Origin of the sequence: Agrobacterium sp. 719_389 (genome assembly GCF_900188475.1) — a bacterium.
GTDB lineage: Bacteria > Pseudomonadota > Alphaproteobacteria > Rhizobiales > Rhizobiaceae > Agrobacterium > Agrobacterium radiobacter.
This window is the reverse complement of record NZ_FYEM01000005.1, coordinates 289091-312774: the sequence shown is the minus strand read 5'-3', so window position 1 is coordinate 312774 and position 23684 is coordinate 289091. Positions and strand designations below refer to the sequence as shown.

22 protein-coding genes, 1 tRNA gene and 1 pseudogene are annotated in these 23684 nt (G+C 60.6%); 11 read left to right on the top strand and 13 right to left on the bottom strand.

Features of this window, described 5'->3' with window-relative positions; translation table 11 throughout:
- Positions 1 to 16: 16 nt before the first annotated feature.
- A complete protein-coding gene (locus CFB10_RS12180) occupies positions 17 to 382 on the bottom strand; it encodes a hypothetical protein (RefSeq protein WP_141097714.1) in 366 nt (121 codons plus the stop codon).
- A gap of 202 nt (positions 383 to 584) precedes the next feature.
- A tRNA-Gln gene (locus CFB10_RS12175) sits at positions 585 to 659 on the bottom strand.
- Between the two features lie 202 nt (positions 660 to 861).
- Here CFB10_RS12175 and CFB10_RS12170 point away from each other — a divergent pair.
- Positions 862 to 1770: an MBL fold metallo-hydrolase gene (locus CFB10_RS12170; RefSeq protein WP_020010644.1), complete on the top strand. Its 909-nt coding sequence runs from the start codon at positions 862 to 864 to the stop codon at positions 1768 to 1770.
- Between the two features lie 264 nt (positions 1771 to 2034).
- Here the strand turns inward: CFB10_RS12170 and CFB10_RS12165 are convergent, their stop codons facing one another.
- On the bottom strand, positions 2035 to 2955 hold the full coding sequence (locus tag CFB10_RS12165) for a DUF1499 domain-containing protein (protein WP_020010643.1): 921 nt from the start codon (positions 2953 to 2955) through the stop codon (positions 2035 to 2037).
- Positions 2956 to 3312: 357 nt separating this feature from the next.
- Between CFB10_RS12165 and CFB10_RS12160 the strand changes: the two genes are divergently transcribed.
- The 3 genes from CFB10_RS12160 to CFB10_RS12150 all read left to right on the top strand — a co-directional run bounded on the left by CFB10_RS12160 (position 3313) and on the right by CFB10_RS12150 (position 5683).
- A complete protein-coding gene (locus CFB10_RS12160) occupies positions 3313 to 4677 on the top strand; it encodes a dicarboxylate/amino acid:cation symporter (protein WP_020010642.1) in 1365 nt (454 codons plus the stop codon).
- Positions 4678 to 4828: 151 nt separating this feature from the next.
- Positions 4829 to 5227: a hypothetical protein gene (locus CFB10_RS12155; RefSeq protein WP_020010641.1), complete on the top strand. Its 399-nt coding sequence runs from the start codon at positions 4829 to 4831 to the stop codon at positions 5225 to 5227.
- A gap of 183 nt (positions 5228 to 5410) precedes the next feature.
- Positions 5411 to 5683, top strand: a complete 273-nt coding sequence (locus tag CFB10_RS12150) for a hypothetical protein (RefSeq protein ID WP_020010640.1) — start codon at positions 5411 to 5413, stop codon at positions 5681 to 5683.
- Here CFB10_RS12150 and ppdK read toward each other — a convergent pair.
- The gene (gene ppdK, locus CFB10_RS12145; RefSeq protein ID WP_020010639.1) at positions 5661 to 8387 is read right to left on the bottom strand and encodes a pyruvate, phosphate dikinase; all 2727 of its coding nucleotides are present in this window, start codon (positions 8385 to 8387) and stop codon (positions 5661 to 5663) included. The genes CFB10_RS12150 and ppdK overlap by 23 nt on opposite strands.
- A 228-nt stretch (positions 8388 to 8615) precedes the next feature.
- On the opposite strand from ppdK, the gene CFB10_RS12140 reads away from it, so the two are divergent.
- Positions 8616 to 9593, top strand: a complete 978-nt coding sequence (locus CFB10_RS12140; RefSeq protein ID WP_020010638.1) for a VOC family protein — start codon at positions 8616 to 8618, stop codon at positions 9591 to 9593.
- A gap of 486 nt (positions 9594 to 10079) precedes the next feature.
- Here the strand turns inward: CFB10_RS12140 and CFB10_RS12135 are convergent, their stop codons facing one another.
- The 4 genes from CFB10_RS12135 to CFB10_RS12120 all read right to left on the bottom strand — a co-directional run bounded on the left by CFB10_RS12135 (position 10080) and on the right by CFB10_RS12120 (position 15505).
- On the bottom strand, positions 10080 to 13547 hold the full coding sequence (locus CFB10_RS12135) for a chromosome segregation SMC family protein (protein ID WP_026363705.1): 3468 nt from the start codon (positions 13545 to 13547) through the stop codon (positions 10080 to 10082).
- Positions 13548 to 13631: 84 nt separating this feature from the next.
- Positions 13632 to 14312 (bottom strand): DsbA family protein, encoded by a 681-nt coding sequence (locus CFB10_RS12130; RefSeq protein ID WP_020010636.1) that lies wholly within the window; start codon positions 14310 to 14312, stop codon positions 13632 to 13634.
- Between the two features lie 128 nt (positions 14313 to 14440).
- A complete protein-coding gene (locus CFB10_RS12125; RefSeq protein ID WP_020010635.1) occupies positions 14441 to 14962 on the bottom strand; it encodes a DUF721 domain-containing protein in 522 nt (173 codons plus the stop codon).
- Positions 14963 to 14992: 30 nt separating this feature from the next.
- Positions 14993 to 15505, bottom strand: coding sequence for a hypothetical protein (locus CFB10_RS12120; protein WP_244559862.1), 513 nt, complete (start codon positions 15503 to 15505; stop codon positions 14993 to 14995).
- Between the two features lie 76 nt (positions 15506 to 15581).
- On the opposite strand from CFB10_RS12120, the gene mutY reads away from it, so the two are divergent.
- The gene (gene mutY, locus CFB10_RS12115; RefSeq protein ID WP_051091640.1) at positions 15582 to 16694 is read left to right on the top strand and encodes an A/G-specific adenine glycosylase; all 1113 of its coding nucleotides are present in this window, start codon (positions 15582 to 15584) and stop codon (positions 16692 to 16694) included.
- Positions 16691 to 17302 (top strand): HAD family phosphatase, encoded by a 612-nt coding sequence (locus CFB10_RS12110; protein ID WP_020010632.1) that lies wholly within the window; start codon positions 16691 to 16693, stop codon positions 17300 to 17302. Before mutY ends, CFB10_RS12110 begins: the two co-directional genes overlap by 4 nt.
- 41 nt (positions 17303 to 17343) lie before the next feature.
- Here CFB10_RS12110 and CFB10_RS12105 read toward each other — a convergent pair whose 3' ends face one another.
- From CFB10_RS12105 to CFB10_RS12090, 3 genes are all read right to left on the bottom strand, one after another.
- Complete coding sequence (locus CFB10_RS12105) at positions 17344 to 17634, bottom strand: type II toxin-antitoxin system RelE/ParE family toxin (RefSeq protein ID WP_026363704.1); 291 nt, start codon at positions 17632 to 17634, stop codon at positions 17344 to 17346.
- A gap of 2 nt (positions 17635 to 17636) precedes the next feature.
- Positions 17637 to 17888, bottom strand: coding sequence for a type II toxin-antitoxin system ParD family antitoxin (locus CFB10_RS12100; protein WP_003509084.1), 252 nt, complete (start codon positions 17886 to 17888; stop codon positions 17637 to 17639).
- A 377-nt stretch (positions 17889 to 18265) separates the two neighbouring features.
- Positions 18266 to 19411, bottom strand: coding sequence for a site-specific DNA-methyltransferase (locus CFB10_RS12090; protein ID WP_020010628.1), 1146 nt, complete (start codon positions 19409 to 19411; stop codon positions 18266 to 18268).
- A gap of 237 nt (positions 19412 to 19648) precedes the next feature.
- Here CFB10_RS12090 and CFB10_RS12080 point away from each other — a divergent pair, with 237 nt between their 5' ends.
- Positions 19649 to 20749, top strand: coding sequence for a hypothetical protein (locus CFB10_RS12080; RefSeq protein WP_026363703.1), 1101 nt, complete (start codon positions 19649 to 19651; stop codon positions 20747 to 20749).
- A gap of 175 nt (positions 20750 to 20924) precedes the next feature.
- On the opposite strand, the gene CFB10_RS12075 is transcribed toward CFB10_RS12080, so the two are convergent.
- Both CFB10_RS12075 and CFB10_RS12070 read right to left on the bottom strand, forming a co-directional pair.
- Positions 20925 to 21401, bottom strand: coding sequence for a DUF1284 domain-containing protein (locus tag CFB10_RS12075; protein ID WP_020010626.1), 477 nt, complete (start codon positions 21399 to 21401; stop codon positions 20925 to 20927).
- A 45-nt stretch (positions 21402 to 21446) separates the two neighbouring features.
- Positions 21447 to 22127 (bottom strand): GntR family transcriptional regulator, encoded by a 681-nt coding sequence (locus CFB10_RS12070; protein ID WP_020010625.1) that lies wholly within the window; start codon positions 22125 to 22127, stop codon positions 21447 to 21449.
- 218 nt (positions 22128 to 22345) lie between these two features.
- On the opposite strand from CFB10_RS12070, the gene CFB10_RS12065 reads away from it, so the two are divergent.
- The 3 genes and pseudogenes from CFB10_RS12065 (at position 22346) to CFB10_RS12055 (ending at position 23677) form a co-directional block, all read left to right on the top strand.
- A complete protein-coding gene (locus CFB10_RS12065) occupies positions 22346 to 23035 on the top strand; it encodes an HAD family hydrolase (protein WP_003509098.1) in 690 nt (229 codons plus the stop codon).
- A 71-nt stretch (positions 23036 to 23106) separates the two neighbouring features.
- Positions 23107 to 23384: pseudogene (locus CFB10_RS12060) on the top strand (BrnT family toxin).
- Complete coding sequence (locus tag CFB10_RS12055) at positions 23363 to 23677, top strand: BrnA antitoxin family protein (RefSeq protein WP_003509102.1); 315 nt, start codon at positions 23363 to 23365, stop codon at positions 23675 to 23677. Before CFB10_RS12060 ends, CFB10_RS12055 begins: the two are co-directional and overlap by 22 nt.
- Positions 23678 to 23684 lie beyond the last annotated feature (7 nt).

Below are 23684 nucleotides of genomic sequence, written 5' to 3'. Positions count from 1 at the left end.
GTTGATCATCACTCAGCTATCTTTTTAAAAAATCAAAGGCTTTGATCTTTTTAAAGGCGTCAACACCATCATTCCGCACTTTGAGTCCGCAAACTTTCTGGGAAACACGTTTGGAAGCAAAAAATCCAGAATCCTGACCACCGCCAAGGTCATAGTGGAGCGTGTGTCCAGCCATTATTCCAATCTCATTATCGGCAGCAGGCATTTTTACAGGATTATCAGACATCTTTACCGCAAGATGAATTGAGTGTTTCCAGCCACGGTCCATCCGATATTGCGCAAACTCGTTGGATGCGGTGATTGAAATCGAAACTATATCTGTGAAATAGATCGTAGAAAGCGGTTTGCAGCTCTCCCAAAAAATCTCCATTGCCTTTTTCATGTCTGCTTCGTTATAGGCGTCCGTCTTAAATTCTATATTTACTTGCGGTTCAGCTTTGAGACTGGAAAGAGGGAGTAGTCCTGTAAAAAGACAAACGACGAGGCGTGTTATCATACTGACCTCTGAAAGGTGATTTATGGAATATAACCAGTATAAGCTAATCAAAGGCGTTAGCTGATTTCAAGCAATATAGTGGAGAGCTTGGCTGGGGCGCCAGGATTCGAACCTGGGAATGCCGGTACCAAAAACCGGTGCCTTACCGCTTGGCGACGCCCCAACAGGGCAGTGAAGCGAAACGCCGCTGCCCGAACCGCGCCTGATTATCAAAGCCTGCCCGCCCCGGCAATGACCCGGCGACCAATTTTTTCACAAAACCCAAGCTTTTTGGGTGCCGTGGCGAAGTTCGCATGTTAGGGCTTGGGCGGCGGCGCGGTTGAGGCCGTGGCTCAAGCTGGCATGGCATTTTTCAGGAGGTCTCGATGGCGGACCCGGCATTCGATCTCGATTTTAAGCCGGCCTATGGCGAGGCGGTTCCTGTCGCCCCGCTGATCCAGCGCATCACCGTCAATAATCCTTCCGCCTTCACCTTTCACGGCACCAACTCCTATATTGTCGGCGACCGCTCCATCGCCGTCATCGATCCCGGCCCTGAGGATGAGGCGCATTTTCAGGCGCTAATGGCGGCGCTTGATGGCCGCGAGGTCACCCATATCTTCGTCAGCCATACCCATCGCGATCACTCGCCGCTCGCCCGGCGGCTGAAGGCGGCAACCGGCGCGCTGACGGTGGCGGAGGGTCCTCACCGCGCCGCCCGGCCGCTGCATGTGGGCGAAACCAATCCCTTTGCCGAAAGTTCCGATACGGCTTTTGCGCCCGATATCGCGCTTGGCGACGGGCAGAGCCTTTCCGGCGACGGCTGGACGCTGACCGCACTGCATACACCGGGGCACACGGCCAACCACGCGGCCTTCGCGCTTGATGGCAGCGGCATCGTCTTTTCCGCCGATCATGTGATGGCCTGGGCCACCACCATCGTCGCGCCGCCGGATGGGGCGATGAGCGATTACATGGCCTCGCTGGAGAGGCTGCTCACCCGCGACGACCGGCTGTTCCTGCCCGGCCATGGCGGCCCGGTCACCGATCCCGCCGCCTTCATGCGCGGGCTGCGCGCCCATCGACGTATGCGGGAAAAGGCGGTTCTGAAGCGCATCCGCGAAGGCGACCGGCGGATCGCCGATATGGTGAAGGTGATCTATGCCAGCACCGACAAACGCCTGCACGGCGCGGCCGCACTTTCCGTGCTGGCGCATATAGAGGACCTGATCGAAAAGGGCGAAGTGAGGACGGATGGTGCGCCTTCGCTGCTGGGCGAATATTTTCCGGCATAGCGAATATTTCTGGCACGCGAGATTTCAGGGCGCGTTGTGAGCTCACCTCTCACTTCACCCCTTGATTGGATCGAGCGGGTGCCACTTGTTTCTTCTCCCCGAGGGGGAGAAGTCCGCGGCAGCGGGATGAGGGGGCAAGGGTAGAGATATTCGGCAACGTGCCCCCCTCATCCGACCCTTCGGGCCACCTTCTCCCCGCCGGGGAGAAGAAACAGGCGGCACGCGCTCGTCCCCATCAAGACGACACGCAGCGTCAGCTACACATCAATTGTCGTTCAGCCCCTGCATTTCCGCATCCAGCGCATCGAGATAGGCTTCCGCAATCGCCGCCCCCATGCCGAGATCGTGTGGACCGTAGCGGGAGGCGACCCGGACATCGACGATGGTGGTTTCCGCCTCTTCTTTCAGGCGAATGAGGATATCGAAACGCAGGCCCCAGATGCGGGTACGGGTTTCACCCTGCATCAGCACAACACCGCTGCCATTGAAAAAGGTGGGCAATGGCGCGTCAGTCGGGCGGGCCATGGGCACCGGCACGATGGAGGGCAGGTCCTCCACCGGCCCCTCTTCCGCGGGCTGCGTCCTGTCCTGCTCGGGAATGCCGGCAGAGGGCGCATCTTCCGCCCCGATCACCCCCTTCGTGTGGGTGATGCGAATAGTCTGGGCGGCGGCCATTTTTTTGGCGGCGGCATAGATGCGGTCGATCGCGCCTTCATAACGGCGGCCGGCGAGGCTGGCATAGGCCTCCATCTGCGCATCGCGGTCGGCCTTGGTGATGACAGCGGGCCGCACCAGCCATTGCTGATTGGCCGTGGGCGTCACCAGCCATTCCGGCACATCGCTCAGGTCGGTTGAGATGTCGTAAATCTTCGGCTGCTGCCAATAAAGAAAGGCGCCATAACCGACCACGCCGAGCGGCAGCGCCGAAAGAAGCAACGCCGCCAGCGCCGAAAGGCCGCCGCGCGCACCCTTGGTCCACAGCCGCTCTAGGCCGATCAGCGCCAGAAGTACGGCCGCAAGAGCGATGCCGGCGGCAACGACGAGCAGACCGACGAGGTCAGGCGTCGTCAGCGGCCCGAAACGATGGATGCCGGCGGCGATGAGAAACAGCACAAGCGCCGCAAGACCCAGATACCGGGAAAGATAGGCTGCAACCGAAAAAGGCCGGACGAAACGCACAGTCATGAAAGCGGATATCCGTTAGATCGCATTGGCTAAAAAGCGTTGCACCCGAATTCTGGCAGGGAATCACCTGCATATGATGTCATAGACCGGATTTACGGCGAGGAAAACAAAGGACGGGTTTGATCCGCAAGCCAAAATGCGAAAACCTCACGTCAGGGGCCGGGAACGGAAGCGCGATGGGGCGAAACATTTTTCTGAGAATTCGCCATTTGCGAGAATAATTCCCCGACAACGCAACAAATACGCACGTTCATCCCTTAATTGCTGAGGAAATCGGCGTATCCTCGGCGACCTCCCTCGAGAATGCGTGTAAAAAGTGCAACATTCTCGTTTTCTTGCACAATAAAGAGACATGTCATGTCACAGGCAACGACGTCCGCCGGCCCCTCCGGGCCTAAACCCTTTTATCGCAATTTCGGCTTTCAGGTTCTGATCGCCATGGTCATCGGCCTGCTGCTCGGGCTCGTTGCGCGCAACATCGGTCCCGATGCCGCCGGCAGCCCGAACTGGCTTTCGGTGACGCTGCAGACTATCGGCAGCATTTTCGTGCAGCTTTTGCGCGCTCTGGTTCCGCCGCTGATCTTCACGGCCATCGTCGCCTCCATCGCCAATCTCAAGAACCTCTCCAATGCGGCAAAGCTCGTCTGGCAGACGCTTTTGTGGTTTGCCATCACCGCGCTGATCGCCGTGGTCATCGGCATCGTACTTGGCCTCGTCATCCAGCCGGGCGTCAACACGGCGATTGCCAATACGGCAGCGGCGGCACCCTCCTCCACCGGCTCCTGGCTCGACTTCCTGAAAGGCCTCGTCCCGGCCAACGTCTTCGGCCTCGAAGCCTCGACCAAAATCAACAACGGCGCCGGCAGCACCTCGCTGAACTTCAACGTGCTGCAGCTTCTCGTGGTGTCGATCGCCTTCGGCGTTGCCGCGCTGAAAGCGGGCAAGGCGGCGGAGCCGTTCCTCGCCTTCAACCAGTCGCTGCTTGCCATCGTGCGCAAAATCCTGTGGTGGGTCATCCGCCTCACCCCCATCGGAACCATCGGCCTGCTTGGCCGCGCGGTCGACCAATATGGCTGGACGACGCTGTCGCAGCTCGGCTGGTATGCGGCCGCCGTCTATATCGGTCTGGCGCTGGTGCTGTTCGTGGTCTATCCGGCCCTGCTGATCGCCCACGGCCTGAAGCCGTCACGCTTCTTTGCGGGCGCATGGCCGGCCATCCAGCTCGCCTTCGTGTCGCGTTCCTCCATCGGCACCCTGCCCGTCACCGAAACCGTGACGGAAAAGAGCCTCGGCGTGCCGCGCGAATATGCCGCCTTCTCCGTGCCGCTCGGCGCCACCACCAAGATGGACGGCTGCGCCGCCATCTATCCGGCGATTTCGGCGATCTTCATTGCGCAGTTCTTCCAGGTGCCGCTCGGCATTCAGGACTATGTGCTGATCGTTTTCGTCTCGGTGCTCGGTTCCGCCGCAACGGCCGGCCTGACAGGTGCTGTGGTCATGCTGACGCTGACGCTGTCCACCCTCGGCCTGCCGCTCGAAGGCGTGGGCCTGCTGCTCGCCATCGACCCGATCCTCGACATGGGCCGCACGGCGGTCAACGTCGCCGGTCAGGCGCTGGTGCCCACCATCGTCGCCAAGCGCGAGGGCATCCTCAATGAGGCCGCCTACAACAACACCAAGGACATCGATGCACTCGATGACCGGGAAGTCGTGGCGGCCTGACCGCGATCATCATGGGGCGTTTCCGGTAAAACGGAGACGCCCCAACGAGGGCCATGTCCGCTGCTCCATGAGAGTTTGGGGTTGACGGAGATGGTTCGATCGATAGCGATAACGGCACAGACAACAACGCATCTTTCGGCGGAACCTGTGCATGGTGAAACGTAACTGGATCTATGTCGGCCTGCTCGCCTTCATATCCCTCGGGCTTCTCATCGACGCGGCCGTCTGGCCTGCCGGACCTCCAAGTTCCTTTACCGCAAATGATCTGGTGCAGATGGTCGGCATCATCACGCTGTTTGCCTGGTGGCAGATAGAGGATGCCGAAAAGCGGGACCTTCGGCGCAGTTCTGCCGCCAAACTCGCGACCATTCTGCTCGCACCCATCGGGCTTGCGATTTACCTCTATCAAACCCGCCGGTGGACGCAGGCCACGCTCGGCCTCTTCGCATTTATCGGCGGCATCGTCCTCGTCGCCATCCTTACGGTTCTGCTTGGCGACTGGCTCATTCAACAGGGTTTGTTCCCACCCTCTTTTCTTCGCTTTTCCTGAACAGGTTTTGCAACGTCGCTCTGCCCGTCGGAGCCGACCCGGCTATCGCCGCTTGCTGGGCCTCTCCCCATCGCGGATTGATGCAACTTTCCGCCCCAACGCGGCTTTTCCCCACATCAAAACAGGCGTATCAATCGCGGCAATAAAAGTGCCGTACGGCTGTCATGTTAAGGGAGAAACAAGATGCGTGTTTCCATCGTCCTCGGTTCGCTTGCCACGATACTGGCGCTCACCGCCTGCCAGACGCTGACGCCGGAAGAGCGCCGGGCGCGGGATGAGGCGACATGCCGGGGTTATGGTTTCCGCCCCGGCACCGACCCGATGGCGGGCTGCCTTCTCGATCTGGAAATGGATCGTCGCGCCGACAACCGCGCCTGGCAGGCGCAGATGAACCGCGACATGTTCTACCGCCCGGTGGTGGTGGAGCGGCGCATCATCGTCCAACAGAACCCCTGACAGGGATGAAGGCGACATTGCTTGGCGTTTGCCCCTGCTTCGACCTTGCGGCCAGCGTCGCCTGCGCCGCCGCAAGGCGAGCGATGGGCACGCGGAAAGGCGAGCAGGAGACGTAGTCAAGATCCGCATCCTCGCAGAAATGGATCGAGGCCGGGTCGCCGCCATGTTCACCGCAAATGCCTAGCTTCAGCTCCGGCCGCGTCTGGCGGCCGCGTTCGGCGGCAATGCGGATCAGTTCGCCCACACCGTCGAAATCGAGCGAGATGAACGGGTCTCGTTCGATGATGCCTTTGCGCTGATAGGTATTGATGAAGCGCGCCGCGTCATCGCGGGAAATGCCGAAGGTGGTCTGCGTCAGGTCGTTGGTGCCGAAAGAGAAGAACTCCGCGGCTTCCGCAATGACATGGGCGCGCAGGGCCGCACGCGGCAGCTCGATCATCGTGCCGGTCAGATATTCCAGCGTCATGCCGGTCTCTTCCGCCACCTCGGCCGCCACCGTGTCGATGACGGCCTTGACGTAATCCAGTTCCGAGCGAAGACCGACCAGCGGCACCATGATCTCTGGCACAACAGGAGCCCCGGTGATGCGCGCCGCCGCAACGGCCGCTTCGAAAATCGCACGCGCCTGCATTTCCGCAATTTCGGGATAAGAAATCGCCAGACGGCAACCGCGATGGCCGAGCATGGGGTTGAATTCGTGCAGCGCATCCAGCCGCTGGCGGAACACCGTCTGCGGCATGCCCATGGCGGCGGCCACCTCGACGATCTCGCCATCGGTCTTCGGCAGGAATTCGTGCAGCGGCGGATCGAGCAGGCGGATCGTCACCGGCAGGCCGTGCATGATCTGGAACAGTTCGGTGAAATCCGAACGCTGCATCGGCAAAAGCTGGTCGAGCGCTGCCCGCCTGCCCTTTTCACTTTCCGCAAGGATCATCTCACGCATCACATGAATGCGGTCGCCCTCGAAGAACATATGTTCGGTGCGGCACAGCCCAATACCCTCAGCGCCAAAGGCACGGGCGGCGCGGGCGTCAGCCGGCGTATCGGCATTGGTGCGCACAGTCATGCGGCGCAGGCCATCGGCCCATTGCATCAGCTTGCCGAAATCACCTGAGAGTTCCGGCTGCGTCATCGGCACTTCGCCCTTCAGCACCCGGCCGGATGAGCCGTCAATGGTGATGACATCGCCGCGCTTCAGCATGCAGCCGACGCCTATCAGCACCTTGTTGCGCATGTCGACACGCATGGAGCCCGCGCCGGTGACGCAGGGAATGCCCATGCCGCGAGCGACTACGGCGGCGTGGCTGGTCATGCCGCCGCGTGTTGTCAGAATGCCTTCGGCGGCGTGCATGCCGTGAATATCTTCCGGGCTGGTTTCGATGCGCACCAGAATGACGCGGCGACCTTCCGCCTCCGCTGCAACCGCCTCTTCCGCGGTGAAGACGATTTCACCCGTCGCCGCCCCCGGCGAGGCCGGCAGGCCGGAGCCGATGATGGGGCGGGATGTGCCGGGATCGATAGTGGGATGAAGCAACTGGTCGAGCGATGAGGGCTCGATGCGGCAGACGGCTTCCTCCTGCGAGATCGACCCCTCCTCCACCATATCGACGGCGATCTTCATGGCGGCACGGGTGGTACGCTTGCCGGAACGGGTCTGCAGCATCCAGAGCTTGCCGCGCTCGATGGTGAATTCCAGATCCTGCATGTCGCGATAGTGGTTTTCCAGCCGCTTGCAGATCGCCAGGAATTCGCCGAAAGCCTCCGGCATCAGCTTTTCCATCGAAGGCTTGTCGGAGCCGGAGGCCAGACGCGCGGCTTCGGTGATGGATTGCGGCGTGCGGATGCCCGCCACCACGTCCTCCCCTTGAGCATTGACGAGGAATTCGCCGTAAAGCTCTGCCTCGCCCGTCGAAGGGTTGCGGGTGAAGGCGACGCCCGTTGCCGAGGACGAACCGAGATTGCCGAAGACCATGGCCTGAACGTTGACGGCCGTGCCCCAATCACCCGGAATATTGTGCAGGTGCCGGTAGGTCACGGCGCGGTGGTTGGTCCAGCTGGCAAAAACGGCACCGATCGCGCCCCAGAGCTGGACATGACAGTCCTGCGGGAAGGCCTCGCCCAGTTCATCCTCGATCAGCTTTTTGTAGAGCGAAACGACGTGCTGCCATTCGACCGCCGACATGTCGGTATCGTATTCATGGCCGAGGCGGCCTTTTTCGTCTTCGAGAATTTCCTCGAACAGCTCATGGTCGAGGCCCATGACGACATCGCCATACATCTGGATGAAACGACGATAGCTGTCCCATGCGAAACGGGCGTCGCCCGCATCATGGCCGAGCGCTTCGACCGTGCGGTCGTTGAGACCAAGGTTCAGAACGGTATCCATCATCCCCGGCATGGAAGCGCGCGCGCCGGAACGGACGGAGATGAGCAGCGGCGACTGGCTGCCGCCGAAGGTCTTGCCAGTCACGGTTTCCATGCCGTGCAGGCCGGCCATGACCTGCAGCTTCAGGTCCTCGGGAAGATCGGGGCCATTCTTGTGATAAAGGGCGCAGGCATCGGTTATGATGGTGAGGCCCGGGGGGACGGGAAGGCCGAGACTTGCCATTTCGGCAAGGTTCGCGCCCTTGCCGCCCAATATCGCAACGTCACCTGCCCTGCCTTCGGCAGCACCGTTGCCGAAGGTATAAACCCATTTTTTCATTCCACGCTCTCCACCCAGAAGCGTTGTCATTTTTCTATCATCTACAGCATTGCCGGCATGTTGGGAACGCCGCAACGTGCAGTTTACATCGCAGTGCAGCATAATTGCGGCAAATTGCGCGCCAGAATTGCCGCAAAGGCCGAATAACGCCATGATTGACGCATTCGTGTAGTGCGCTGAAACGGAGTGTTGCCTAAGCCATTCAAATCGCCGACAAAGAGATTATTCATGCAATTTACCCGCCGCCATACGCTTAAATTTGCCGGAATTTCCTGCGCCGCCAGCGCGCTTGCCGGGGCGCTCAGAGCCGAAGGCGCAGTACCCGTCGCAGGGGCCGCCTCTGCCCTTCCCTTTGCGCTGACGACGCCGATGCATATCGGCCAGGCCGCAATTCGGGTGCGCGAACTCGATCCAATGATCGATTATTACCGTACGGTTCTCGGCATGAACGAGGTGGAACGCACGGCCAGAGGCGTGACGCTCGGCGTTGGCACTGTTTCGCTGCTCGATCTCGTCCACAAGCCGGCCGCGGATTTCGAAAGCCCCACCTCCGCCGGCCTGTTCCACATCGCCTATCTGATGCCTTCCCGCAAGGATCTGGCGCGCTGGCTGGTGCATGCGGCGCTGAAGCAGGTGCCGCTGTCAGGTTTTGCCGACCACAATGTCAGCGAGGCGATCTATCTCAACGATCCCGAAGGCAACGGCATCGAGGTTTACAGCGACCGGCCGAAGGACACATGGGTGTGGAGCGGTAACGTGGTGAAAATGGGCACCGAACAGCTCGATATCGATGATCTCGTGAAGCTGACCGACACCAAAAGAAGCGACTATGAGACAGCCCCGGCGGGGATGCGCATCGGACACGTTCACCTGCGGGTCGGCGAAATCGCCACCGCCCGCGCCTTTTACGAAGAAGCGATCGGCCTGCGGCCGACGCAGGATGCGCGCTCGGACGCGTCTTTTCTCTCTTCCGGCGGTTATCACCATCATCTGGCGGTGAATACATGGAACAGCCGGGGTGCCAAGGAACGCAACGCCATGGAAACCGGCCTCGACTGGTTTTCAATCACCGTTCGAGAGCCTGCTGATCTCGAGGCGCAGAAATCGCGACTGCGGGCGGCCGGTTATGTGCTGGTGGAGATGGAGAACAATGTCGTGGAAGCGATCGACCCCTGGGGCACGCGGCTGCGGCTGGTGCCGGGGTGAGTGATGGTGGGCCTCCATGCATCATGCGTGGAGAAATTCGCAAACTGCGCCATTGGCAGTTGCAGCAGGCCAAGTGTTTACAGGGATTCGCTGCGTCTCCTCCTTCCGTCATTCCGGCCCTGAGCCGGAATCCAGCCGACATGCGTCTGCGCAACGGTAAGAGTCTTTTCAGCCCAAGGACTTGGGCTGGTTGGATACCGGCTCAAGGCCGGTATGACGGAGGAGGTTTGCACCCCGGAAACGATTACCAGCCATACAGCCATCTCACTCTGTGAACCCGGAAAAGAAAGCCTTGCGAGGCCACGGCAGCGGCCTCGCAAGGCATTCCATCCGGTACAGGAAACCGGATGGTGGGGTCTGGAGAGAACCTTTGGCTCTTGCGGAAAACATAGCAAAATGCCGCGTGATGTCGCTCACCCGAATGGGTGATACGGCAAGATAAATTCACATTGAGCAAAAGTCGGGACTGGATCCCGGAAAACCGCCTCAGACGGCTTCGCGCAGCTGTTCGGCGGTCTGCAAATCAACAGACACCAGTTGCGACACGCCCTGTTCGGCCATGGTGACGCCGAACAGGCGGTTCATGCGCGCCATGGTGATGGGATTGTGGGTGATGATGACGAAGCGGGTTTCCGTGGAAGCCACCATCTCGTCCATCAGGTTGCAGTAACGCTCGACATTGTGGTCGTCGAGCGGCGCATCCACTTCGTCCAGCACGCAGATCGGCGCGGGATTGGTGAGGAAAACCGCGAAGATCAGCGCCATCGCCGTCAGCGCCTGTTCGCCGCCTGACAATAGCGTCATGGTCTGCGGTTTCTTGCCGGGCGGACGGGCGAGGATTTCCAGCCCCGCTTCCAGCGGATCATCGGATTCGATCAGCTGCAATTCCGCCGTGCCGCCGCCGAAAAGATGGGTGAACAGCCGCTGGAACTGCGAATTGACCACATCGAAGGCGGCAATCAGCCGTTCGCGGCCTTCGCGGTTGAGGTTCTGGATGCCGGCGCGCAGCTTGCGAACGGCATCGATGATGTCGTCCCGTTCCTTGATGAGCGCCGCGAGCTTGGCCGAGAGCTCGGCCTGCTCTTCCTCGGCGCGCAGGTTGACGGCGCCAAGCCGCTCCCGCTCGATCTTCAGCCGGTCGAGATCGCGTTCGACATCACGAATGTCAGGCTTCGGCTGGTCAGGACCAAGGCCCGTCAGGCGAAACGCCATATGCGGCTCGGTATTCAGCGTTTCACGGATGCGGTGTTCGGTTTCCTGCCGCTTCTCGCGGGCGGAGACCAGCCGCTCCTCGGCACGGCCACGCTTTTCGCGGGCTTCGGCCAGTTCCGAAAGCGCCGTTGCAGCCACCCGGTCGGCGGCGCGCTGCAGGTTTTCCGCCTCGGCCAGCCGGTCGGCGGCTTCCCGGCGGGCGTCTTCGGTCTTCTGCAATTCATTGAGGAGGTTGCGGCGTTTCTCGTCGAATTCCTCGGGCGCTATGTCCAGCTCGGCGATTTCCTCGCGCGCCTCTTCCTCGCGCTCGCGCAGCGTGGCGATATGGTCGGCGGCGCTTGCCGCACGCGACTGCCAGGTGGAACGCTCCTGCCCTATCGCCTGAATTCTGCGCTGACGGCTTTCCGCCTCGCGGCTCACGCCTTCGTGGCGGGCACGGGCTTCCGCCAGAAGGCCACGGTCGGTCGCGACTTCCAGCTGGCTTTCGCGCAGGCGGAGATCGAGCACGGAAAGATCAGGCGCGTCCTCCATTTCGATGCGGGCGTTTTCTTCCTGAACGGCGATCTCGTCGATCTGCGCGCCGATCTGGTTCAGCGCTTCCGAGACGATATCCCGGCGGCGCAGAAGATCGCCGGAAGCCCTTTCGGCTGATGTCAGCGCCTCGCGCGCCTCGGCAAGCTGGCGGGTCGCAAGCCGGCTTCTGTCACGAACTTCCGAAAGCCGCAACTCGCTGCTTCTTATGTCCTCGGTTCTGGCGGCAAGCTGGTCTTCGGCCTCTTCCAGAATGGAGCGGGCCTCATCCAGTTCGGCTTCGATTTCCGCGAGACGGTTCTTCTGCGACAGGCGAAGTGCTGCAGCACCCGGCGCATCGGCGCTGGCGATATGGCCGTCCCAGCGGAACAGCGCGCCTTCGCGCGTCACCAGCCGCTGGCCGACCTTGAGTGATGGCAGTAGTCTCTGGGCTTCCGCCGTGCCGGAGACGACGCCGATCTGTGCAAGCGCGCGCCGGAGAGCCGCTGGCGCCTGGGCGTAATCGAGCAGCGGCGTCACGCCCTGCGGCAAGGCGGGATCACCCGCCCCGTCGCCATTGCCGGCCCAATAGGCGGGGGCGGCGGCATCAAGCGGGCTTTCGAGATCGTCGCCGAGGGCGGCACCCAACGCCGCTTCAAAGCCACGCTCCACCGTCATTTCTTCCGCCACCGGCGTGAAGCTGCCATTGGCGGCGGCGCTGGAGGCAAGGATTTTGGTGATGGTGCGTGCTTCCGTATCGAGCGCGTTCAGCCGGTTTTTCGCCGTTTCCAGAGGCCCGCGCGCCAGCGCTTCGGCGGAACGCGCCTCGGCGACAGCGGCCTCGGCTTCGTCAGCGACGATCAGGGCATCCTCGACCGCAATCTCTGCCGCCTCGACAGCTTCCCGCCGTTCCGAAGGATCGGGAAGGCCGGAGAGTTTTTCATCGATGGCCTCGATCTCGGCGGAGGCCTCCTGCGACTGCCGTTCCAGCCTCAGCTTACGATCGGAAAGATCGCGGATCGTCCGCTCCAATTGCTGACGGGCGGCGGACGCTTCGGCCCGCTCGGCGGTGATTGCGGTAAAGACGGCTTCGCTTTCCGCCAGTTTGATAGCGGCGGTTTCGAAAGCTTCGCGCATCTCCTCGGCATGGCGGCCGGAATCGGAGAGGATTTCGAGGAGTTCGGCCTCTTCCTCATCGAGCCGTGCAAGGATTTGCGCATTGTCCGAAACAAGACGTTCCTCGCGGACGATATCTTCGCCAAGCTGCGAGAGACGGCGCGCCAGTTCGTCGCGGCGGCGCAGCAGGCGGTTCGCCTCGTCATCCAGCTGGGTGCGGGCAATCTGCAGGCGTTGCAGGGCGGCGGCCACCCGCGCTTCATCCTCGCGCAGTTCCGGCAGCTTCAGGCTGGCGATGCCCTGCTGCTTGGCCGCTTCCATCTGGCCTTGAGCCTTTTCGGCGACGATGTTGGTGGCCTGATTGAGCGCGCTTTCCGCCTCGCCTTCCGCTTCCTTCGCCTCTACCCAGCGAATATGCAACAGGGTCGCTTCGCGGGCGCGGATATCGGCTGACAGCATCTTGAAGCGGTTGGCCTGTCGCGCCTGCCGTTTCAGGCTTTCGATCTGGCTTTCCAGCTGGGCGGTCACATCCTCCAACCGCTCCAGATTGGTTTCGGCGGCGCGCAGGCGAAGCTCGGCCTCGTGGCGGCGCGAATGCAGGCCGGAAATGCCGGCCGCCTCTTCCAGCAGCTGGCGGCGGGCCTGCGGTTTGGCGTTGATGAGCTCGCCGATACGGCCCTGCCCCACCATCGAGGGCGAGCGCGCGCCGGTGGAGGCATCCGCAAACAGAAGCTGCACGTCCTTGGCGCGCGCCTCCTTGCCATTGATGCGGTAGACCGAGCCGTTTTCACGCTCGATGCGGCGTGTCACCTGAATTTCATCGGCATCGTTGAAGGCGGCAGGCGCGGTACGGTCGGAATTGTCGAGATAGAGGCCGACTTCGGCGGTGTTTCTGGCCGGGCGGTTGCCGGAACCGGAGAAAATGACATCATCCATGCCGGATGCGCGCATGTTCTTGTAGGAGTTTTCGCCCATCACCCAGCGCAGCGCTTCGACCAGATTGGACTTGCCGCAGCCGTTCGGGCCGACAACGCCGGTCAGGCCCGGCTCGATGATGAATTCGGAGGGTTCGACGAAGGACTTGAAACCGACGACCCGGAGCTTGTTAAACTTCATGCCGCCATGCTCCAGACAGAAAAACGGCAATAAAAAACGGGCGAACGGAAATATCCGCCGCCCGTTCCTTTAAGGCTTCGGCGATCAGAGCAGCTTGTCGATGACAGCCGACATGGATTCAACCGACATGTCTCCTGCGTATTTCTTGCCGTTGATGATGAAAGTCGGCGTGGAGTTGACGCCGAATTCCGTCGCACCGCGTTGCATCGTTGCGTTCACATCATCCAGAAGTTTCTGGTTCGTCAAGCAGGCCTCGAAAGACTCCTGTGAGAAACCGGCCATTTTCGACATTTGCAGCAGGGCGGCGCGTGCATCCTGCGCGACAGCCCAGCTCTGCTGCTGCTTGAACAGCATGGAAACGAAGGGGAAATACTGTCCTTCCGGTGCGCAGCGCGCCAGCATGAAGGCGGCAGCGGCGCGCGGATCGAACGGGAATTCGCGCAGCACGAAATAAACCTTGCCGGTATCGATGTACTTCTTCTTGATTTCTTCGAAGGTCTTGTTGTGGAAATTGGCGCAATGCGGGCAGGTCATCGACATATATTCGACGATCTTGACGGGTGCGTTGGCATCGCCGAGCGCCGCTTCCGGCAGCGGGCCGGGCTTCATCACCGCAGCCATATCCACGTCACCGGTGGATTCAGGCAGTTCCTGCGCCTCGGCAACGCCGGGCGTGAAGGCAAACGGCAGGGCCGTGGCAATGGCAGCAAGAGCAACGCCGCCAAGCAGGCTGCGACGGGAAATGGTCAGTTCGGGAAAATGCATGAAAGCACCTGTTGGTAATAGACTCTATTGTCCGTTGATTCCGATATAGCGACGGCCTGTTCATCACAAGCGGGGTTTTGGACTCTTCTTGTCAAAGAATTGTGACCAGTCAAGGACAACCGGACCGATCAAATCGTCCGGCCCCCAGGCTTCTTCTGCAAGACCGCCGTGCCGAGCCTCTCCACTGCCTTGCGAAGCGCCTCGCTCTCGATGCCCTCCATCATATCGTCGAGACGTTTTGCCGCATCGCCACGCAGGGGCTGCGGTTTGCGCCGACGGTTAATGGTCTGGGAGACCGGTTTCTGCACTATCCTGATCTGGCGCACCGCTGGAAAGCCGAAAAAGCCGTTGATACGGGCAATGAGCTCGCCCTGCGCATGGGTGAGAAACAGGGCGCGCGCACCTTCGCAGGCGATGGTCAGCACGCCCGGCTGGTAACCGCCGCGATCCGGCCCCTCGTCGCGGCGCGGCCAGGTGATTTTCTCCGGCCGCGTGCAATCGGCAAAGTCATCGCCGGCGATCTCATCCCACGAGCCGAGCAGCGCCGTGTTGATGCCCGCCCGTTTCGACAGGACCGGATCCATGATGCCATTGGCGACTTCGGCGATCTGTACGACGCCCTTGCGGAACGAATTTGCAGGTTTTTTCATGCTTTCCTCGGCAGAGGCGAAAAACCGACCTCAAACGATCGCGCCATCGTCATCTCCTTCACCGCGCAGGAGCGCACGGAATCGCCGCCAGTCCCTGCGGGCGCCCAAGCTTATCATTCGCGCCACCAAACATCCAAAGAGGAAATAGGCCACCGCCAAAATCTTCAGATGCGCCATCCCGGGCTTATCCGACATAAGGGCGATCACCAACATGCATGCCAAGACGACAAACATGTATATCCACAGGACGTGACAAAAAAGCGCCCAGAAACCAGATTCAAACATGCGAAAGCGCCGCGAGGGCTTCGAGCGCATTTTCTCCAGTTCGCCAATTTCGCGGATCACGCGCGCCACCACAAAAGCCACGCCGTTTTCCAGCCCGAAATACATACGGCCAAGATGGTTCAGCAGCCGCCCGATAATGTAGAGGGAAAGCAGAACTCCGATAACGGACAGGAGTGGCTGGGGTATCATATCGAGAGGCGCGTTCGGCATCGGTTTTCCTTTCTTCGAAATTGGACGACGGGTGTCGACGGTATTCATCGCCGGACGCGATTTTCCACTTCGCCGCAGTCGCGCCCTGTTGCAGATTGCCGCGTCGCGACTATGTTCAGCGGCAATGAACACATATGCTCGCCAAGACCTATCACATCCAACGGCAGAACGACTTCTCGCATGGTATGACCGCCACCATCGCGAGTTGCCGTGGCGCACGTCTCCCGCCAGGGCGGCACAGGGAAAACGCGCCGATCCCTATCATGTCTGGCTCTCCGAGGTCATGCTGCAGCAGACGACCGTGCAGGCGGTGAAGCCCTATTTCCTGAAGTTCCTCGCCGCATGGCCGAGCGTCGGCGATCTGGCGGCAGCACCGGTGGAAGATGTGATGGCCGCATGGGCGGGGCTTGGTTATTACGCCCGCGCCCGCAACCTGAAGAAATGCGCGGAAGCCGTGGCGAATGAACATGGCGGCGTCTTTCCGGATACGGAAGAAGGCCTGAAGAAGCTTCCCGGCATCGGCGATTATACCTCCGCGGCTGTCGCTGCCATCGCGTTTAACCGGCAGGCGGCTGTCATGGACGGCAATGTCGAGCGCGTCATCTCCCGCCTTTTCGCCATCGATGCTCCCCTGCCCGGCTCCAAACCGGCGATGAAAGCGAAGGTGGCCGAGCTTACGCCCCCTGATCGGCCCGGCGATTTTGCCCAGGCGATGATGGACCTTGGCGCGACGATCTGCACGCCGAAACGGCCAGCCTGCGCGCTCTGTCCCTTCAACGGCCACTGTCTTGCGCTTGCCCATGACGAGCCGGAGCGGTTTCCGGTCAAGGCCGCAAAGAAGGCAAAACCGGTGCGGCTCGGCGCCGCCTTCGTGGCGGTGAACGCGAGCGGCGAAATCCTTCTCCGGCGGCGCATCGAAAGCGGGCTTCTCGGCGGCATGACCGAGGTGCCGACAACGGCATGGACCGCGCGGATGGATGGCGGCACGGACACGGCCCACGCGCCCTTTGCTGCCGCCTGGCAGGCGGCAGGCGTCATCGTGCATGTGTTTACCCATTTCGAACTCAGGCTCACGGTCTATCGCGCGCAGGTGCCGGACTGTCTTGAAACCGGCCCCGATGACGGATGGTGGGAGCCGGTTACAAATCTTGACGCGCAGGCGCTGCCAACGGTGATGAAAAAAGTCATCGCCCAAGCTATTCCATCCGCATTCGATGAACGCAGGAAATTTCGATGACCAAGATTGAGCATATCGTATTCGACATCGGCAAGGTGCTGATCCATTACGATCCGCATATTCCCTACAGCCGCCTCATTCCCGATGCCGACGAGCGCCAATGGTTCTTCGAGAATGTCTGCACCCATGACTGGAACCTCGAACAGGATCGCGGACGCCGCTGGGAGGATGCCGAAGCGCTGCTGATGGAGCAGTTTCCCGAGCGGGAAGAGCATATCCGCGCCTTCCGCAAGTTCTGGCATGAGATGGTCTCGCATTCCTACGATGACAGCGTCGCGATCATGGTTGCCCTGATCGACAGCGGCCACGACGTGACGATGCTGACCAACTTCGCCTCCGACACCTTCCGCGAAGCGCAGAAAATGTTCCCCTTCCTCACTTTGCCGCGCGGCGTGACGGTCTCCGGCGATGTAAAGCTACTGAAGCCTGATGTGGCGATCTACGATCTGCACGCCAAGGAATTCGGCCTCAACCCCGCCGCAAGCATCTTCATCGATGATACGCTCGCCAATGTCGAAGGCGCGAAGGCGGCGGGCTGGCAGGCCGTGCACTTCACCGGTGCGGAAAAGCTGAAGCAGGATTTGCGGGCCTATGGGGTGGAAGCGTAAGCGAGCTGCCGTGCAAAATGGTGACGTGCGTGCCCCGCCTGCTACGACTCGTTGACCCAGTCCTCATGTGCGTGACGGACGCGGACGATCAAGACATCATCGTCCGCTCCCACGCCATAAACAACCAGGTGTGCCCTGAACCGATGGATACGCAGCGGCGGTAACAACTCGTGCCGCTCGCGTGCCATGCGTGGGTTGAGAGATATCAGCTCAAATATCTCATAGAGTTCCCGGTGATATTTTTGCGCCTGCGCCAGCCCGAATATCGCGATGCCTTCTTCGGCTATGCGAATGACGTCTTCTTCCGCGAGCAGAGACAGGCGAAAGCCCACGATCAACCGATCTTGCGTTTCATGGAACGAGCTTCAGCCTCGGCGAACAAGGCCTGTTGCGAGCGATGCCCGGCACCGCTCTGCAATCCCTCATCCACAAAATGCTGCATCGCCGCGATTTTTTCGCCTCGCTCCTGATCCTTGCGGATCAGGTCTCGCACGTAGTCGCTCGCATTGGAATAACGGCCTGTCCTGGATTGGGCCTCGACCCATTCTTTCATGGGTGCAGGCAGCGATATGTTCATGGTCGCCATATTCATCTCCCTTTGATGGGAGAGTGAAGAATTTGGCAAAGTTTGTCAAAACATATCGGGAAAAGAAATTGGCGCAGGCGGAAATGGCGGTCTCCGGCCTGCGCCAGTCCTGCCGCAAGCGGCATCGGACGCAATGTTTTTTGTGATTTGTCCTGACTGGATTTTCACAACCACTGCTCTGATTTGAGACAGTATTGCTCGTCTCTTGCGCGAAACTTGTCTAGCTAAAATAACATACTCGAAAATACCAACGCCCGACACCGAAGTGCCGGGCGTTGGTCGTTCTCCATCCGGGACTGAAGGTACTAAACCGGACGGAGACATATGCTGACAAGGTCGGGCGGTGGATCGTTGCCTTCGGTCTTTGGGACCTTTGACTATTCGGCCTTTGCCAGTTCACTGCGGATGATTGTCCGGAGATCGTCGATAGGCTTCAGCGCGTCGCCGTCCTCGAAGTGCCAGAACGTCCATCCGTTGCATGCGTCGAGACCCTGCACCTTCGCGCCGAGGCGGTGAATGGAGCCGGCGGTCCCGCCGGATGCAATCGTACCATCCGCACGAATAATGGCGCTATAACGGCGCTTGGCATCGGTCAGCACCTGGCCGGGACGGACGAGACCGCTTTCCACCAGCGTGTTGAAGGCAACGCGCGGCTCGGCCTTCTTGCCGGTCATGACGGTCAGTTCCGCCTTGCCGAGCGGCTCGACGGCGGCGATGCGGGCCGATGCCGCGTCGATGTAATCCTGTTCGCGCTCTATGCCGACGAAGTGACGGCCGAGGCGTTTTGCAACGGCACCCGTGGTGCCGGAACCGAAGAACGGGTCGAGCACGATATCACCCGGCTTGGTGGAAGCCATGATGATGCGCGCCAGCAGAGCTTCCGGCTTCTGGGTCGGATGTACCTTCTTGCCGTCGTCGCCCTTCAGGCGCTCATGGCCGCTGCAGATCGGGAACAGCCAGTCTGAACGCATCTGCACGTCGTCATTGGAGGCCTTCAGCGCATCGTAGTTGAAGGTGTAGTTCTTGGCTTTCGGATCGCGGCTGGCCCAGATCATGGTCTCGTGGGCGTTCTGGAACCGGCGGCCCTTGAAATTCGGCATGGGGTTGGTCTTGCGCCAGACGATATCGTTGAGGATCCAGAAATCCAGGTTCTGAAGCATGGAGCCGACGCGGAAGATATTGTGGTAGGAGCCTATGACCCAGATGGTGCCGTTCGGTTTCAGCACGCGGCGGCAGGCGAGCAGCCAGGCGCGGGTGAAGGCGTCATAGGCTTCGAAGGAGGCGAACTGGTCCCATTCGTCATCGACCGCATCGACCAGCGACTGGTCGGGCCGGTGAAGCGTGCCGCCAAGCTGGAGATTATAGGGCGGATCGGCGAAAATCGCGTCCACCGACTGGCTCGGGAGGGCATCCAAGGCAGCGACACAATCACCTTTGATGATGCTGTCTTTCCAGGCGTCACTCTCGCCCGCACGATCAAAACCGGCACGCCGAAAATCGGCCAGCGGAAAAACTGCTGCCATTGGTACTCGCTCCATACGCTTACTCTCTACTGATGCTTATGGTTACCGAAGATGGTTATCAAAGCCTGAACAAGTCACGGAAAATGCGAAATAAATGGCTGTCGCGGCACGCAGGCGCGATTTGCGGCGGCCGGCGGGGGAACCCGAAGTCGGGCAAAAACGTTGTGCACAATGGGTTCTCCTGTCTCCGCATATCGGCGCGGCGGGAAGAGCCATTATGGCAGGGGGTAATCCGCAATGGGGTCCGTGATGAAAATGGCTTCTTTTTCCATGAATGTCGCTTGCGCCGCGCTTTTCGCAACGGCGCTGCCGGCGCCCTCTCAGGCGCAGCAACCGGCCCCGCAATATAACGTCATCACCGATGCGGTTTTGTTCGATGGCGGCCCCTCGCTCGGTAACAGCGACAAGGTGCGTTGGGATTTCTACAAGGCAGACCGCTCCGGCGGCCGCACCGACGACAATGCCGGCGGTTCGTATGACGCCACCTTCGAGGCGAGGCTGCCGGCGGGCAAATATGTCGGCGTGGCGGCGCTGGGCAATGTGACCCGCGAAGTGTCCTTCGAGGTGAAGGATGGAGGTGTTGCGAGGCCGAGGGTGAATTTCGATGCGGCGGAATTGACGGTCGTGCCGAAACGCAGCCCGGGCGGCGATGTGGAAACGCAGGCGAAAACCGAAATCACCAGGGATGATTTCAAGGATAGCGTCTACGGCCAGAATACTGTCTTCGTGCCGGCGGGCGAAGTCCTCCTTACCGGCCGCATCGGCCCGGCGCAGGCTGAGGAGACGCTGGCCATCAAGGCAGGCGAGAAGATCAGCCACGAACTGGTCATTCCGAGCGGCGTGGTGATCGCGAAGGCCGTCTATGCGCAAGGCGGCAGGGCGGTGGAAACGGATGATATCCGCTTCGAAGCCATGTCCGCCAGGGAAACGCTGGATGGCACGCGTGAGACCATCAACGGCATTTACGGCGCCGGCAAGATCATGGAAATGCCTGCCGGTGATTTCGTCATGCGCGCGCGCCTCGGCAAGGTGACTGTGGAACAGCCATTCACCGTGACCGCCGGAAAACGAACCGAAATTACAATCGATCTCGACGCGGGTGTTCTTGCAATCAAGGCCCCCGGCGCTGAACGGATCGATATCGTTGAAACGACCAGGGATCTTCAGGGCACGCAGAAGGAGATTTCCGGCCGTTACGGTACGCAGCATCAGGAAACCCTGCATCCCGGCGATTATTCGGTGAAGGTGAGCTACGACAAGAAATCCGGCCGCGAACCGAAGGAGATCAAGGCGACGGTCAAGGCCGCCGAGAGAACCGAGACGAGTGTGCCGGAGTAATCGGCACGGCGCGGCCCCTCTCCTCATTCCGCCTGCCTCCCTCCCTCATCCCTGTGCTTGTCACACGAATCCAGCCGACGTGCGCCTGCGCGACGGGAAGAGTTCTTTCAGCCCAAAGACTTGGGCTGGCTGGATTGCTGTGACAAGCACAGGAATGAGGATGGAGAAAACGTCATCAGTGTTTCCGGCCAGGTGACCCATATTTGGGCCTGAGCATCGGATGCTTCGAAAAACGCGCCGCATCCTTCGCCACGGTTGTTAACGGCTCGCCGATTTTCACACCCGCAAACCCTGACGCCGCGATACGGTCGCACAGCCTTATCCACTGGCAGCCGCGACAGGCCTGCCTGATCTCGCCGGCGGCAAAAGCCAGACGCATCTTTGCAAGAAAGTCCGGTGTCGCCTGCAGCCGCTTGCCGGCGGTCAGCGTCTCGCCCAAAAGCGCCGAGACCGAAAGGCGGGCCATCTCGTCCCGCTGCACCACGCCTTCGTTAAAACAGTGGGCATGGCTTTCACAGAGCAGGCCCTCACAGATATCGTCCGGGCCATCCACCAGCTCGATATCTTCCTCGCCGGCATTCAGGCGGACGGCGACGCCGTCGTAGTTCTCGACGAAGCCTGACGTATAGCCCTTGCCCACATAAGTGAGCATGCAGAGAAGGTGGTGGGGCCGGAGACGGACGGTCAAGGGGCCACCCTATCCGACGATGGCGAAGGCGTCGCGCACCGAGCCGGACGAGGTGCGGATGGCCTTGCGGCCAATCCATTGCACATGTCCGTCAAGGATTCGCACCGCCTCCTCGGCGCGGCCGCCGCGCAGCGCATCGATGATGGCCCGGTGGTCGGTATCGGTGCGGCGTTCCCAGCCGGCGCGCCAGGCGGAAAACAGGAAGCGGGCGCTTGCCGCATGCAGGCCGTCGATCGCCTCCATCAGGCGCGGCATGTTGCAAGGCGCGGTGATGAGGCGATGGAAGCGGCGATTGGCCTCCTCCCAATGCTGCACATCAACGGCGCTATCGCCTTCGAGCGTTGCGGCTTCCGCCTGATTGAGAATGGCAGGCGTCATGTTTGGAATGGCGTGGCGTAGCGCCAGAACTTCAAGGGCGGCGCGCATTTCCGCCACTTCGCGCACATCGTCAAGGCCGAAATCCGCTACCCGGACACCCCGGCGCGGGATGCTGGCCGCCAGCCCCTGCGCCTCCAGCCGGCGGAATGCCTCGCGCACCGGCACATGCGACGCGCCGAATTCGGCGGCGATGTGATCCTGCCTCAGACGTTCGCCCGGGGAAAGTTCACCGCGAACGATACGGTCGGCAAGCGTGCGGCTGATGCGTGCTGCAATGGTGTCTTCGGGCGCGTTTTTCACTGTCTTGGGCATAACATCCCATAACTCATATGGCGCGGCCGTGTGTAGCGGTTTTTGCGCCATCGCATGGCGCAACGCCGAATATTCGAAACCGCTCAATTGCCGCATCCCTGCCAGCCATGAGCCTGACGGGACCGACCCTTGCGGGTGAACCGGTTGAGCTTGGCTCAGACATGGTCTAAAAGCCCGGCATCATTTTCTTCCAAACAAATCCGATACAGGGAGCGCCCATGAGCGGCTTCGACCTCATTATTTTCGACTGCGACGGCGTTCTGGTCGATTCCGAAATCATCGCGGCGCAGGTGGAATCCCGCCTCTTGACCGAGGCCGGTTATCCGATCTCCGTCGAGGAAATGGGCGAGCGTTTCGCCGGCATGACCTGGAAGAACATTCTTTTGCAGGTGGAAAGTGAAGCCAGCATTCCGCTCTCCGCCTCGCTGCTCGACAAGTCCGAAAAGCTGCTCGACATGCGCCTGGAACGCGATGTGAAGATCATCGAGGGCGTGAAATTCGCGCTGTCGCGTCTGACCACGCCACGCTGCATCTGCTCGAACTCCTCGAGCCACCGCCTCGACATGATGCTGACGAAGGTGGGCCTCAAGCCCTATTTCGCGCCGCATATCTATTCCGCCAAGGATCTCGGGGCCGACCGCGTGAAGCCGAAACCGGATATCTTCCTGCATGGCGCGGCCCAGTTCGGCGTTTCCCCTGACCGCGTGGTCGTGGTCGAGGATTCCGTGCACGGCATCCATGGCGCAAGAGCGGCCGGGATGCGGGTCGTGGGCTTCACCGGCGCATCCCACACCTATCCGAGCCACGCCGACCGGCTGACCGATGCGGGCGCCGAAACGGTGATCTCACGCATGCAGGACCTGCCGGCCGTGATTGCGGCGATGGCGGAGTGGGAAGGCGCTTTTTAAGTTGTGATGGGACTTCTTTCGTGATCTGAGTGGCAGCATTGATATTTTAATAAATGTAGCTACATTAATTCATGAAAATCATATGGGACGAGCCCAAGCGGCTCGCCAATATCGAGAAGCACGGCTTCGACTTCGCAGATATTGATGGCTTCGACTGGGAGAACGCCATCATCGAGAAAAGCCTGACCGGACCGGAAATTCGCGCTTCAAAGCGATCGGATATTTTCGGGACGGTACGATGGCTATCGTTTTTGCGACTGTCGGAACAGAAGCGATATCCATTATCAGTTTCCGAAGGGCGAGTTCCAAGGAAAGAAGGAGGTTGCCATGGCCAAAGCTGCAAAACTAAAAAAATTCAAACCCGGACGCGGCTACACCGAAGCGGACTGGAACGCCGTTGATTTCCCTGAAATGACGGATCAAGAACTCGAAAATGCGCGCCCCGCCCGAGACGTTTTGCCACCTGCTTTTTTCGAAGCAATTGATGAATACAGAAAGACGCGTGGCCGTCCGCCGGTGGATAAGCCCAAGAAACAGGTAACGTTGCGCCTTGATGAGGATGTCGTGGAACGTTTCCGCGAGGGTGGCAAAGGGTGGCAGAGCCGCATCAATGATGCTTTGCGGAAGGCCGCAGGCATTTGAACTCGTT

Bases quoted from the DNA above. Each gene is read 5' to 3' on its own strand.
- CFB10_RS12090 (WP_020010628.1), bottom strand. From the start codon at position 19,411: ATGGCAGCAGTTTTTCCGCTGGCCGATTTTCGGCGTGCCGGTTTTGAT.
- CFB10_RS12110 (WP_020010632.1), top strand. From the start codon at position 16,691: ATGACCAAGATTGAGCATATCGTATTCGACATCGGCAAGGTGCTGATC.
- CFB10_RS12165 (WP_020010643.1), bottom strand. From the start codon at position 2,955: ATGACTGTGCGTTTCGTCCGGCCTTTTTCGGTTGCAGCCTATCTTTCC.
- mutY (WP_051091640.1), top strand. From the start codon at position 15,582: ATGAACACATATGCTCGCCAAGACCTATCACATCCAACGGCAGAACGA.
- CFB10_RS12080 (WP_026363703.1), top strand. From the start codon at position 19,649: ATGGGGTCCGTGATGAAAATGGCTTCTTTTTCCATGAATGTCGCTTGC.
- CFB10_RS12150 (WP_020010640.1), top strand. From the start codon at position 5,411: ATGCGTGTTTCCATCGTCCTCGGTTCGCTTGCCACGATACTGGCGCTC.
- CFB10_RS12135 (WP_026363705.1), bottom strand. From the start codon at position 13,547: ATGAAGTTTAACAAGCTCCGGGTCGTCGGTTTCAAGTCCTTCGTCGAA.
- CFB10_RS12130 (WP_020010636.1), bottom strand. From the start codon at position 14,312: ATGCATTTTCCCGAACTGACCATTTCCCGTCGCAGCCTGCTTGGCGGC.
- CFB10_RS12170 (WP_020010644.1), top strand. From the start codon at position 862: ATGGCGGACCCGGCATTCGATCTCGATTTTAAGCCGGCCTATGGCGAG.
- CFB10_RS12055 (WP_003509102.1), top strand. From the start codon at position 23,363: ATGGCCAAAGCTGCAAAACTAAAAAAATTCAAACCCGGACGCGGCTAC.
- CFB10_RS12070 (WP_020010625.1), bottom strand. From the start codon at position 22,127: ATGCCCAAGACAGTGAAAAACGCGCCCGAAGACACCATTGCAGCACGC.
- CFB10_RS12125 (WP_020010635.1), bottom strand. From the start codon at position 14,962: ATGAAAAAACCTGCAAATTCGTTCCGCAAGGGCGTCGTACAGATCGCC.
- CFB10_RS12100 (WP_003509084.1), bottom strand. From the start codon at position 17,888: ATGGCGACCATGAACATATCGCTGCCTGCACCCATGAAAGAATGGGTC.
- CFB10_RS12065 (WP_003509098.1), top strand. From the start codon at position 22,346: ATGAGCGGCTTCGACCTCATTATTTTCGACTGCGACGGCGTTCTGGTC.
- CFB10_RS12140 (WP_020010638.1), top strand. From the start codon at position 8,616: ATGCAATTTACCCGCCGCCATACGCTTAAATTTGCCGGAATTTCCTGC.
- CFB10_RS12075 (WP_020010626.1), bottom strand. From the start codon at position 21,401: ATGCTCACTTATGTGGGCAAGGGCTATACGTCAGGCTTCGTCGAGAAC.
- ppdK (WP_020010639.1), bottom strand. From the start codon at position 8,387: ATGAAAAAATGGGTTTATACCTTCGGCAACGGTGCTGCCGAAGGCAGG.
- CFB10_RS12160 (WP_020010642.1), top strand. From the start codon at position 3,313: ATGTCACAGGCAACGACGTCCGCCGGCCCCTCCGGGCCTAAACCCTTT.
- CFB10_RS12155 (WP_020010641.1), top strand. From the start codon at position 4,829: ATGGTGAAACGTAACTGGATCTATGTCGGCCTGCTCGCCTTCATATCC.
- CFB10_RS12180 (WP_141097714.1), bottom strand. From the start codon at position 382: ATGAAAAAGGCAATGGAGATTTTTTGGGAGAGCTGCAAACCGCTTTCT.
- CFB10_RS12120 (WP_244559862.1), bottom strand. From the start codon at position 15,505: ATGAATACCGTCGACACCCGTCGTCCAATTTCGAAGAAAGGAAAACCG.